The organism is Rhizobacter sp. (assembly GCF_031412495.1).
Lineage (GTDB): Bacteria > Pseudomonadota > Gammaproteobacteria > Burkholderiales > Burkholderiaceae_C > Schlegelella_A.
On record NZ_JANODC010000458.1, the window covers coordinates 1 to 11,513 of the forward strand.

Sequence of the window (11,513 nt, forward strand, 5' to 3'; positions counted from 1 at the left end):
GGCCGCGTCCTCGCGGCCGCTTTCGCGCCGCCGGGGCGAGCGCAGGCGAGGCGGCGCGCGACGGGCTTCGCCCCTAGCACTTCGCGCCGGTGAAGCCGGCCTTGATCCAGTCGAGGCTCTTCATGTTCGCCGGCGGGTTGACGCACTCGGCCGGGAAGGTCTGCACGTCGACGGCGACGACGCGCTTGGCCGCGGCGTCGTACCTGGTGCGGCCGATGGCGGTCGACTGTACCGCCTGCTGGCCGCCGCCGAGCGCCATGCGGACCGTCCCGCCCGGCGTTTCCCAGGTCGAGCCGCGCAGGGCCTCGGCGAGCTCGTCGCTGCTCGGCTTCTTGCCGCCGTTCTTCGCCATCGCCCGTTCGACCGCGAGCTTGACGCCCATCAGCGCCTGCGTGATGCGATAGCTGGCCTGCACCGGCGCAACGCCGTGGGCCTGCTGGTACGTGGTCTGGAACCAGTCGTTGAGCGGGTTCTTCGCCGACAGGATGCCGTAGGCGCCGCGGGCCCCGAAGATGGTGCCGTCCGGCACCTTGTCGAGGAGGCCGGGAAAGACGTGGTCGGCAGCGGACAGGACGAGCAGCGTGTCCTTCAGCGCACCGCGGGCGCCTGCCTGGAGGATGAAGGCCTGCAGGTCGCCGCCCCACAGGCTCGAATAGGTGATGTCGGCGGGACGGCTGGCGAGCGCCGAGACTTCCGTGCCGTACTGTCCGGCGCCGAACTTCGGCAGCAGGTCGGCGCCCGGCTTGGCCTGCGGGTAGAGCTGGGCCATGCTGGCCAGGAAGTCGGCCCGCGAGTCCTGGCCCCAGGCGTAGTCCTGGTTAATCAGGTTGAACGTCTCGACCTTGATGTTGCGCGACTTCAGGTAGCGCGTCAGGGAGACGTTGTCCATCGCCGCGTGCGAAGCGGTGCGGAACACGTACTTCGGGCTGCCCTCCTCGAAGATCCGCGGCGTGCCGCAGTCGAACAGGACCAGGAACTTCTTCAGCTCCTCGGCCACCGGCGCGACCGCGAGGCAGTCGCCGCTGCCGATGTAGCCGACGACGGCATCGACGTTCTCGCGCTGGTAGAGGTTGCGCAGCTCCTGGACCTGCTTGGTCGCACCGCCCGCCTCGTCGACCACGACGGTCTCGACCCGCATGCCGCCGAAGCCGGTCTGGCCGTACGGTGCCGGCGCCTTGCCGGCGTTGAACTGCTCGACGATCGTCTTGGCGGCATTGCCGGCGGGGACGCCGAAGCTCTCGGCCGCCGGGCCGGAAAGAAAGGTGACGATGCCGAGCTTGAACGTCGCCTGGGCCTGGGCGGTGCCCGTGGCGAGGGTGCACAAAGCTGCGGCGGCAGCGACACGGACCATGGATGCGAAGGGGAGGTTCATCTCGGCTTCCTTGCCGCGGCGCGGCTGGGCGGCCAGTCTAGGCGCGAGGATTCCGAACACAAGTCGAGCCGCTTGGGGGCTTACCCGGATGTCGTCGGCGGCGCGCAAGCGACACGGCAGCGGGCGCGAGGTGCTGCACGACAATCGTCGCCCGCTCCCCGTGACGATTCGAACCTTGGCAGCAACGCACCTGCGGCACGTTCCGCTCCCCACGGGCCGGCGCCGATGATCCGGCTCGTCCGCCGCCGCCAGGCGTGGCGGCTCACCTGGCAGGGCTGGCTGGTGCTGGTGCTGGCCGTCGGGGGTGCAGCGCTGTTCGGGGTGGCGCGGATCGCGGGCTTCCTCTCGGCCGACGATCCGGCGCCCGGGGCGCGCACGCTGGTCGTCGAAGGCTGGCTCGAGCAGGCCGACCTGCGCCATGCCCTCGCGGCGATCCGCACCGGCCGCTACGAGCGGGTCCTGACGACCGGCGGGCCCGTCGAGACCTGGGACGACCCGCCGGGCCGGGTCAGCTCGGCCGAACGAGCGGCCGGCTTCCTCCGGGCCCAGGTTCCGGCCGGCGTGGTCGTGACGGCGGTACCGGCGCCGGAGTCGCCGAAGGACCGCACGTACCTGAGCGCGGTGGTGCTGCGCGAGTGGGCGGCGCGGGCCGGCGTGCAACTCGTCGCCGTCGACCTCTTCTCGGCCGGCGTGCACGCGCGCCGTTCGCGCCTGATGTTCCGGGCTGCGCTCGGCCCGACGGTGAGCGTCGGCGTGCTGGCGGCGCCGCCGCGGCACTACGACCCGGCCCGCTGGTGGGCGAGCAGCAACGGCGTCAAGACGGTGCTGACCGAGACGCTCTCCCTGGTCTGGACGGCGTGCTGCTTCCGGCCTCCGCGCGACACGTCGAGACTGCCGGGCGCGCCTTAGCGGCTGTAAACGGCCTTGTCCGCCGTGGCCCTGCTGCGGCGGTCTTGGCCTCGTGCCGGTGCGGACGAGGCGGCGCGCGAAGCCGCGCTGATCGGCCGCTGGCCGAAGGGCGCGATGGCCCGGCTCAGCGCAGCGGCGTGATCGCCGCGCTCGCTGCGGCCGGGATCCGGTCGGCCCCGCTCCAGCCGCCGCCCAGCACGCGGTAGAGCGTCACCAGGTTCTGCAGGCGCAGGGCCCGGGTCTGGACCAGCGCCTGCTGGGCCGCGAACAGCGAGCGCTGGGCGTCGAGGATGTCCAGGAAGCTCGCGGCGCCGGCCCGGTAGCGCAGGTCGGCGAGGCGGAAGACGACGGCGAGCGCTTCAACCTGCGCCGCCTGGGCGCGCTGTTGCTCGCCGAGCGTGGCGCGGCCGGCGAGCGCATCGGAGACCTCGCGGAAGGCGGTCTGGATCGAGCGCTCGTACTGGGCGACGGCGGTGTCGCGGTTGACCTGGGCGACCTCGAGGCTGGCGCGGTTGCGGCCGTAGTCGAAGATCGGCTGCAGGAGCTGGGCCGTGCCGGTGAAGGCGAACGAGCCGCTCTTGAACAGGCCGTCGAGCTCGCTGCTCGCGGTGCCGAGGTTGGCCGTCAGCGAAATCCGCGGGAAGAAGGCGGCCCGTGCGGCGCCGATGTTGGCGTTCGCGGCGAGCAGCTGCTGCTCGGCGGCGCGCACGTCGGGGCGGCGCACGAGCAGGTCGGAGGGCAGGCCGGCCGGCAGGTCGGCAGGGATCTGCTGCATGTCGAGCGGCAGCGGCGCGGGCAGGTCCGGCGGTAGCGCGTCCCCGAGCAGGAGCTGCAAGGCGTTGCCGTCGAGCGCACGCTGGCGCAGCGCCTGGGCCAGGGTGACGCGGGCGGCCTCGAGCAGCGACTCGGCCTGGCGGAAATCGAGCTCCGAGGAGGCGCCGGCGTCGAAGCGCAGCTTGATGAGGCGCAGCCCTTCCTCGCGCGTCGCCAGCGTCTGCCGCGTGACCTCGAGCAGCTCCTCGTCGGCGAGCACGGCGAGGTAGGTGCTGGCGACCGCCCCGACGAGGCTGATGTGCACCGCCTGGCGCGTTTCGGCCGTCGCCAAGTACTGCCTCAGCGCCGCCTCGCCGAGGGCGCGGACGCGGCCGAAGAGGTCGAGCTCGTAGCCGGTGACGGCGAGGCCGACGGCATACGAACCGGCGACGCTGCCGAGCGCCGGCTGCCGGGCCACCGTGGCACCGGCGCCGAGCGTGGGCAGCTCGTCGGCGCGGCGCACCTGGTAGAGGGCCCGCGCCTGCTCGATGTTGAGCGCGGCGATGCGCAGGTCGCGGTTGTTCTGCAGCGCCAGCGCGATCAGGCGGCGCAGCCGTGCGTCGGCGAAGAAGCGCTGCCACTCGAGGTCGGCGGCGGCCTGGCTGCCGGACGCGGACGGCGTCATCTCCGGTGCGTAGGTGGGCGGCACCGGCGCCGCCGGGCGCTGGTAGGCCGGGATCAGGCTGGTGCAGCCGGCCAGGGCCAGTGCGCCGACGGTCACCAGGCGCGGGGCTGCCGGGGCGTAGCGCGGGACCCTACGCATGGTCGCCCTCCCGCGCCGGCGGCAGCGGCACCCCACCGTCGCCTGCCGCGGGTGTCGTCGGCGCGGACCCGCCGGCCACCCGGGGCTTGCCGCCCTTGAAGAGGGTTCGCATGACGACGAAGAACACCGGCACGAAGAACACCGCCAGCACGGTGGCCGAGATCATGCCGAACATCACCCCGGTGCCGATCGCGCGCTGGCTCGCCGACCCGGCGCCGCTCGAGATCACCAGCGGCAGCACCCCGAAGATGAAGGCGATCGACGTCATCAGGATCGGCCGGAAGCGCAGGTGCACCGCCTTCAGCGTGGCCGCGACCAGGTCCATCCCTTGGGCATGCAGGTCCTTCGCGAACTCGATGATGAGGATCGCGTTCTTCGCCGACAGGCCGATCACGGTGATCAACCCGACCTTGAAGAAGACGTCGTTCGGCATGTCGCGCAATGTCGCGCCGAGCACCGCGCCGAGGACGCCGAGCGGCACCGCCAGCAGCACCGCGAAAGGGATCGACCAGCTCTCGTACAACGCCGCCAGGCACAGGAACACGGCGAGCAGCGAGAAGGCGATCAGGATCGTCGCGGTCGCGCCCGAGAGGCGCTCCTCGCGCGACTGGCCGGTCCACTCGAAAGCGAAGCCGGCCGGCAGCCGCGCGGCGAGCGCCTCCATCTCGGTCATCGCGTCGCCGGTGCTGTAGCCGGGCTTGGCATCGCCGGCGATGCGCATGGTCGGGTAGCCGTTGTAGCGGATCGTCTGCATCGGCCCGGTGATCCACTTCGTCGTCGCCATCGCCGACAGCGGCACCAGCCGGCCCTGCCGGTTGGGCACGTTGAGCTCGAGCAGGTCGTCGGGCTGCATCCGGCTCGGGGCATCGGCCTGGACGACGACGCGCTGCAGACGGCCGGCGTTCGGAAAGTCGTTGACGTAGGCCGACCCGAGAGAGGTCGACAGCACCTGGTTGATCGCGTCGAAGCCGACGCCGAGCGCGTTGGCGCGATCGCGGTCGATCTCGACCTGCAGCTGCGGCGCGTCCTCGAGGCCGTCGGGGCGAACGCCGGCCAGGACCTTGCTTTGCGCCGCCATCCCCAGAAGCTGGTTGCGGGCCGCGAGCAGCGCCGCATGGCCGTTGCCGCCGCGATCCTGCAGCCGGAACGTGAAACCGGTGGCGTTGCCGAGCTCGCGGATCGGCGGCGGGCTGAGGGCGAGGATGAACGCGTCGCGGATGCCGCTCAAGGCTGCGTTGGCGCGCGCGGCGATCGCGCTGGCCGAGTGTTGGGCACCCTCGCGCTGGTCCCACGGCTTGAAGGTCACGAACGCGAGCGCCGCGTTCTGGCCGCTGCCGAAGAAGCTGAAGCCCAGCACGCTGACCATCTTGTCGACCTCGGGCTGCTTCAGCATGTAGGCCTCGACCTGCTTCATCACCTCGAGCGTGCGCTCCCGCGTCGCGCCCGGCGGCAGCTGGGCGTTGGCGATCAGGAAGCCCTGGTCTTCGTTGGGCAGGAACGAGGCCGGCAGGCGCATGAACATCACCGCCACCACGGCGACGAGGGCGGCGAAGACCAGCATGTATCGCCAGGTACCCTGCAGCATCTTCGCGACCCAGCTCTCGTAGCCGTGCGTCGTCGATCTGAAGCCGCGGTTGAACCAGCCGAAGAAGCCGCGCTTCTCGTGCTTGTGCCCGGCCTCGACCGGCTTCAGGAACGTCGCGCACAGGGCTGGGGTCAGCGAGTTGGCGAGGAAGAGCGAGAACAGCATCGAGCTCACCATCACCAGCGAGAACTGGCGGTAGATGTTGCCCACCGACCCCGCGAAGAACGCCATCGGCAGGAACACCGCCACCAGCGCCACGGTGATGCCGACGAGCGCGGCGCTGATCTGGCCCATCGCCTTTCGGGTCGCATCGCGCGGCGACAGGCCCTCCTCGCTCATGATCCGCTCGACGTTCTCGATGACGACGATCGCGTCGTCGACCAGAATGCCGACCGCGAGCACCATCGCGAACATCGTCAGCACGTTGATCGAGTAGCCGAACGCGAACATCATCGCGAAGGCGCCGAACAGCGCGACCGGGACGACGATGGTCGGGATCAGCGTGTAGCGGAAGCTCTGCAGGAACAGGTACATCACCAGGAAGACGAGGATCACCGCCTCGATCAGCGTCTCGGCCACCTGGCTGATCGAGATCTTGACGAAGCGCGAGCTGTCGTACGGGATGTCCCACTTCACGCCGGCCGGAAAGTAGCGCGCCAGCTCGCCCATCCGGGTGCGCACCAGGTCGGCCGTGGCGAGCGCGTTGCCGGTGGGCGAGAGCTGCACGCCGATGCCGGTCGAGGGCTTGCCGTTCAGGCGCGCCGCGGTGGCGTAGTTCTGGCCGCCGAGCTCGATGCGCGCGACGTCGCGCAGGCGAACCGTCGAGCCGTCTGTGTTGGCGCGCAGCACGATGTCGCCGAACTGCTCCACCGACGTGAGCTGGCCTTCGACGACGACGGTCGCGCTGATCGATTGCCCGGGTTGCGTCGGCAGGTCGCCGATCGTGCCCGACGAGACCTGGGCGTTCTGCACCCGGATCGCGCTGTTCACGTCCGCCGGGGAGAGGTTGAAGCCGACCAGCTTGGCCGGATCGATCCAGACCCGCATCGCCCGCTCGGTGCCGAACAGCTGCGCCTGGCCGACGCCCGGCAGGCGCTGGATCTCCGGCAGCACGTTGCGCGAGGCATAGTCGCCGAGCGCGACCGGGTCCCACGCGGGGTCGTCGCTCGAGAGGATGGTGAACAGCAGGAAGTTCGAGCGTGCCTTGTCGACGCGCACGCCCTGCTGCGTCACCGCGGCGGGCAGGCGCGGCGCGGCGCGGGTCAGCCGGTTCTGCACGTCGATCTGGGCGATGTCCGCGTTGACGCCGGTCTCGAAGGTCAGCGTGATCTGGCCGACGCCGTTGGCCTGGCTCACGGACTCCATGTAGATCAGGCCGGGCGAGCCGTTCATCTCCTGCTCGATCACGCCGACGACGCTGTTCTCGAGCGTCTGCGCGGAGGCCCCCGGATAGACCGCCGTCACGATGATCGACGGCGGTGCGACGGTCGGGAACTGGGCGACCGGCAGCTGCTTGATGGCCACCCCGCCGAAGACCATGATGAAGAGCGCGATCACCCACGCGAAGATGGGCCGGTCGATGAAGAACTGGGCCATCGCGCGGGTTGCTCAGCGCGGCGCAGCCGCGGCGGCCGACGCGGTAGGGCCGGGTGCCGTCGGGGCCGATGCGCCCGGTGCCCGCCACGGCACCGGCTTGACCGGCGCGTTGCCGCGCAGCTTCTGGAAGCCGTCGACCATCACCATCTCGCCGGCGCCGAGGCCCTCGAGGACGATCCAGCCTCCGCCTTGCGCCGAGCCGACCTTGACCGGCCGCGGCGCGACCTTGCCGTCGCTGCTCACGACCATCACGCTGTCGCCGGTGGAGCCGCGCTGCACCGCCTGCTGCGGCACGACGATGCCGCTCGGCGTCTCGGCCTGCTCGACGCGGACGCGCACGTACATGCCGGGCAGCAGGAACCCGCGCGGGTTCGGCACCTCGGCGCGCAGGGTGATCTGGCCCGAGGTCGGGTCGACGCTGAGGTCCGAGAAGAGCAGCTTGCCGGCCTGGCCGTAGACGGTGCCGTCCTCCAGCACGATCTGCACCGGCGACGAGTCGCCGCCGCCGGCGCGCTTGAACTTGCCGCTCTCGACCGCCCGGCGCAGGGCGAGGACGTCGGTCGTCGACTGCGTGAAGTTGACGTACATCGGGTGGATCTGCTGCACGACGGCCAGCGGCGTCGCCTCGCCTTGCCCGACGAGGGCGCCCTCGGTGACGAGGGCCCGGCCGATGCGGCCCGAGATCGGCGCCGTCACCGACGCGTAGCCCAGGTTGATCTGGTTGCTGCGCACGGCCGCCCGCGCTGCGGCGACGTCGGCCTCCGCCGCCTTCTGCGCGGCGACGGCGTTGACGTATTCCTGCTTGCTGATCGCATTGGCTTCGACCAGCGGCCGGTAGCGCTCCGCCTGCGCCGTCGCCTGCGTGAGGTTCGCCTGGGCGCGCGCCAGCGTCGCCTGGGCGCTGGCGACCGCCGTCTGGTAGGACGCAGCGTCGATCTGGAAGAGCGGCTGGCCGGCCTTGACGTCGCTGCCTTCCGTGAAGAGGCGCTTCTGCACGATGCCGGCCGCTCGCGCGCGCACCTGCGCCACCCGTGACGCCTCGAGGCGGCCCGGCAGCTCGGTCACGAGACCGACGGCGCGCGGCTGTACCGTGACGACGCCGACCTCGACGGCGGGTGGCCCGTTCGCGGCCGGCCCGGCACCCGCAGGTGCGGCGTCGTTCTTCTGGCCGCAGCCCGAGGCCAGCCCGGCGAGAAGCGCCAGGACTCCTGGCAGTGCCAGTCCCTGCGTGCCGTACCAGGCGCGCGGGCGCATCAACCCAGCCATCGGGAACCCTCCGTGGAGCCGCTGCGACGCGGCGGCCGCGAGCCGCCCGCGTGCCCGAGGCAGCCGGGGCCTCTCGGCGCGAAGCCGAGGAGGATAGCGGAGGCACCCGGCCGGCGCTGACGCCGGCCCTGCACCGCACCGGTGCCTTCAGCTGCGCTGGAACTTGAAGACGGCGACGCTGGCGAGCAGGTTCGGCAGGGTCCGGACGATCCGGCCGGCCTGGATGCCGAACGCGTCGAGCACGGTCAGGCCGTCCTTGCGGGCGAGGATCTCGAAGTCGGCATACGTGCCGACCCGGATGTTCGGCGTGTCGTACCACTGGTACGGCAGGACACGCGTCACCGGCATCCTGCCCCAGGCGACGTGGAGCCGGTTCGGCCAGTGCGCGAAGTTGGGGAAGCTGACGATGCCGATGCGGCCGACCCGGGCCGTCTCGCGCAGCATCTTCTCGGTGTTGCGCAGGTGCTGCAGGGTGTCGAGCTGGAGGACGACGTCGAAGCTGCGGTCCTCGAACAGGGCCAGGCCTTCCTCGAGGTTCAGCTGGATGACGTTGACGCCGCGACGGTGGCAGGCGAGGACGTTGTCGTCGGCGATCTCGATACCGTAGCCGGTGCACTGGCGGCGGTCGCGCAGGTGCGCCAGCAGATCGCCGTCGCCGCAGCCGAGGTCGAGCACGCGCGAGCCGGGCGGCACCAGCTCGGCGATCAGCTCCATGTCCTTGCGGTCGCTCACGCGAGCTCCCGTGCCAGGTTGTCGAAGCAGGCCTTCAGCACCCCGTGGTAGCGCGGATCGTCGAGCAGGAAGGCGTCGTGGCCGTGCGGCGCGTCGATCTCGGCGTAGCTCACGTCGCGGCGGTTGTCGACGAGGGCCTTGACGATCTCGCGCGAGCGGGCCGGCGCGAAGCGCCAGTCGGTGCTGAAGCTGACGAGCTGGAAGCGGCAGCGTGCTGCCGCGAAGGTCGCGGCGAGGTCGCCGCCGTGCGCCCGGGCCGGGTCGAAGTAGTCGAGGGCGCGGGTGATCAGCAGGTAGGTGTTGGCGTCGAAGTACTCGCTGAACTTGTCGCCCTGGTGGCGCAGGTAGGCCTCGATCTGGAACTCGATCGCCTGCGTCGAGTAGCCGAGCACGGCGTTCTGCATGTCGCGCCCGAACTTGGCCTCCATCGCATCGTCGGAGAGGTAGGTGATGTGGCCGATCATCCGCGCCACCGTGAGGCCGCGCCGCGGCACCGTGCCGTGCTCGGCGTAGTGGCCGCCGTGGAATTCCGGGTCGGTGACGATGGCCCGCCGCGCCACCTCGTTGAAGGCGATGTTCTGCGCCGACAGGTTGGGTGCGCTGGCGATGGCGACGCACACGCGGAGGCGGTCCGGAAAGCGCAGCGACCAGGCGAGCGCCTGCATGCCGCCCAGGCTGCCGCCGATCACCGCGGCGAGCCGGCCGATGCCGAGCGCCTCGACCAGCCGGGCCTGGGCATCGACCCAGTCCTCGACCGTCACGACCGGGAAGTCGCTGCCGTAGGAGCGGCCGTTCGCGGCCGGGTCGGGGTTGATGCTGGTCGGTCCGGTCGACCCGAAGCAGGAGCCGGGGTTGTTGACGCCGATCACGAAGAAGCGTTCGGTGTCGAGCGGCTTGCCCGGGCCGACCAGGTTGTCCCACCAGCCCTCGCTCTTCGCCTTGCCCTTGTAGACGCCGGCGACGTGGTGCGACGCGTTCAGCGCATGGCAGACGAGCACGGCGTTGCTGCGCGCCGCGTTCAGCTCGCCGTAGGTCTCGTAGACGAGCGTGTAGTCCGAGAGCGTCGCGCCGCTCGCCAGCGGCAGCGGCTCGGCGAAACGCATCGTTTGCGGCAGGACGGCGCCGATGGAAGGCATGGCAGCGGAGCAGGCATGAAAAAACCCGGCGCTGCCAAAGCAGGACACCGGGTCGTCGCTCGGGGCCTTCTCTTTAGCCGTACTTGTAGAGCGCCCGCAAGCCGGACAAATCGGCGCTTGCGAACGAGTATAGCGACGCGGGTCGCGTCAGCGATCGCGGCTGGCGGCGGCGACGAGGTCCTTGGCGAACTCGGGCTGGCTCGGCGCGTAGCGGCGCGCCATGGCCATGAGTTCGGCCCGCTCCTCGCAGGCGCGGCGGGCCGCGCGGCGTGCTGCGCGGTCGACACGGCGGCGGGCGAGCGACGCGCCGAGCCAGGCGCCGCCGGCCAGGCCGATGCGAACCAGCTGCGCCGCCAGGGCACCGAGATCGGCGGCCAGCTGCGGCGGCGGACGGAGCGGGGGGACCAGAACCTTTTGCACGAACATGGCGTTCTCCTGGAAAGGCGCCGCCCGGCGAAAACGAGGCGACCCCGTTAGACTAGGGTTTTCCCTAGTCGCCTGGAAATTCCAGGTGGTGATCGCGCCATCACCGGCGCGAATGGCTTCCCAGGCAGATGAACTTCCGCACCCTCGACCTCAACCTGCTGCGCGTGTTCGAGGCCGTCATGGTCGAGCGCAACGTGACCCGTGCCGGCACGGTGCTGTCGATGACTCAGCCGGCGGTGAGCAACGCCCTCCGACGCCTGCGCGAGGCGACCGGCCAGGAGCTGTTCCACACCATCCCCGGCGGCGTCGTCCCGACGGCGCAGGCCGAGGCCTGGTGGCCCGAGGTGCGTGCCGCCCTGGCCACGCTGCGGAGCACGTTCGAGCCGCGCGCCTTCGATCCGGCACGCGACGCCCACGCCTTCACCCTGGCGATGGCCGACGCGACCGCGACCGTGCTGCTGCCGCCGTTGCTCGCCGCCCTGGATCGGGCCGGCGCCAAGGCCGAGCTGCGCGTCCTGCCGCTGGAATCGCGCGACCCGCGCCCGCTCCTCGAGCAAGGCGGCGCCGACCTGGCGGTCGGCTTCTTCCCGGACGTCGCCGCGGCGCTCGCCGCCGAAGGCCCGCGCGCCGCCAGCGTGCTCGACCTCCTCTATCGCTGCGACTACGTCTGCGTCCAGCGCCGCGGCCACCCCATGCCGAGCGAGCGGGCCCACTCGCTCGCTTCGTACTGCAGCTCGTGCGACGTGCGCGTCAGCTTCGCCGGCCGGCCGCGCGGCTTCGTCGACGAGGCACGGGCGCGCGAAGGCCGCGAGCGCCAGGTCCTGCTCACGGTCAACCAGTTCTCGACCGCGGCGCGGGTCGTCCACGAGTCCGACCTGCTCACCGTGCTGCCGCGCAGCTTCGTGCCGGCCTCGG

General features: G+C 71.4%; 9 protein-coding genes. 2 read left to right on the forward strand and 7 right to left on the reverse strand.

What is annotated here, in order from left to right; translation table 11 throughout:
• Positions 1–73: 73 nt before the first annotated feature.
• The gene (locus tag AC30N0_RS17170; RefSeq protein ID WP_489519111.1) at positions 74–1,372 is read right to left on the reverse strand and encodes an ABC transporter substrate-binding protein; all 1,299 of its coding nucleotides are present in this window, start codon (positions 1,370–1,372) and stop codon (positions 74–76) included.
• 225 nt (positions 1,373–1,597) lie between these two features.
• Between AC30N0_RS17170 and AC30N0_RS17175 the strand changes: the two genes are divergently transcribed.
• The gene (locus AC30N0_RS17175; protein WP_489519112.1) at positions 1,598–2,281 is read left to right on the forward strand and encodes a hypothetical protein; all 684 of its coding nucleotides are present in this window, start codon (positions 1,598–1,600) and stop codon (positions 2,279–2,281) included.
• A 124-nt stretch (positions 2,282–2,405) separates the two neighbouring features.
• Here the strand turns inward: AC30N0_RS17175 and AC30N0_RS17180 are convergent, their stop codons facing one another.
• The 6 genes from AC30N0_RS17180 to AC30N0_RS17205 all read right to left on the reverse strand — a co-directional run bounded on the left by AC30N0_RS17180 (position 2,406) and on the right by AC30N0_RS17205 (position 10,598).
• A complete protein-coding gene (locus AC30N0_RS17180) occupies positions 2,406–3,857 on the reverse strand; it encodes an efflux transporter outer membrane subunit (protein ID WP_489519113.1) in 1,452 nt (483 codons plus the stop codon).
• Positions 3,850–7,038, reverse strand: coding sequence for an efflux RND transporter permease subunit (locus AC30N0_RS17185; protein WP_489519114.1), 3,189 nt, complete (start codon positions 7,036–7,038; stop codon positions 3,850–3,852). Before AC30N0_RS17185 ends, AC30N0_RS17180 begins: the two co-directional genes overlap by 8 nt.
• A 12-nt stretch (positions 7,039–7,050) precedes the next feature.
• A complete protein-coding gene (locus AC30N0_RS17190) occupies positions 7,051–8,304 on the reverse strand; it encodes an efflux RND transporter periplasmic adaptor subunit (protein ID WP_489519115.1) in 1,254 nt (417 codons plus the stop codon).
• 147 nt (positions 8,305–8,451) lie between these two features.
• A complete protein-coding gene (gene metW / locus AC30N0_RS17195) occupies positions 8,452–9,018 on the reverse strand; it encodes a methionine biosynthesis protein MetW (protein ID WP_489519119.1) in 567 nt (188 codons plus the stop codon).
• Positions 9,019–9,032: 14 nt separating this feature from the next.
• Positions 9,033–10,172, reverse strand: a complete 1,140-nt coding sequence (gene metX / locus AC30N0_RS17200) for a homoserine O-succinyltransferase MetX (RefSeq protein ID WP_489519116.1) — start codon at positions 10,170–10,172, stop codon at positions 9,033–9,035.
• 147 nt (positions 10,173–10,319) lie between these two features.
• Positions 10,320–10,598, reverse strand: coding sequence for a hypothetical protein (locus tag AC30N0_RS17205; protein WP_489519117.1), 279 nt, complete (start codon positions 10,596–10,598; stop codon positions 10,320–10,322).
• Between the two features lie 128 nt (positions 10,599–10,726).
• Between AC30N0_RS17205 and AC30N0_RS17210 the strand changes: the two genes are divergently transcribed.
• A partial coding sequence (locus AC30N0_RS17210) for a LysR family transcriptional regulator (RefSeq protein WP_489519118.1) occupies positions 10,727–11,513 on the forward strand: 787 nt, incomplete at its 3' end.

Coding starts and splice junctions, on each gene's coding strand:
- AC30N0_RS17170 (WP_489519111.1), bottom strand. CDS start 1,372: ATGAACCTCCCCTTCGCATCCATGGTCCGTGTCGCTGCCGCCGCAGCT.
- AC30N0_RS17175 (WP_489519112.1), top strand. CDS start 1,598: ATGATCCGGCTCGTCCGCCGCCGCCAGGCGTGGCGGCTCACCTGGCAG.
- AC30N0_RS17180 (WP_489519113.1), bottom strand. CDS start 3,857: ATGCGTAGGGTCCCGCGCTACGCCCCGGCAGCCCCGCGCCTGGTGACC.
- AC30N0_RS17185 (WP_489519114.1), bottom strand. CDS start 7,038: ATGGCCCAGTTCTTCATCGACCGGCCCATCTTCGCGTGGGTGATCGCG.
- AC30N0_RS17190 (WP_489519115.1), bottom strand. CDS start 8,304: ATGGCTGGGTTGATGCGCCCGCGCGCCTGGTACGGCACGCAGGGACTG.
- metW (WP_489519119.1), bottom strand. CDS start 9,018: ATGGAGCTGATCGCCGAGCTGGTGCCGCCCGGCTCGCGCGTGCTCGAC.
- metX (WP_489519116.1), bottom strand. CDS start 10,172: ATGCCTTCCATCGGCGCCGTCCTGCCGCAAACGATGCGTTTCGCCGAG.
- AC30N0_RS17205 (WP_489519117.1), bottom strand. CDS start 10,598: ATGTTCGTGCAAAAGGTTCTGGTCCCCCCGCTCCGTCCGCCGCCGCAG.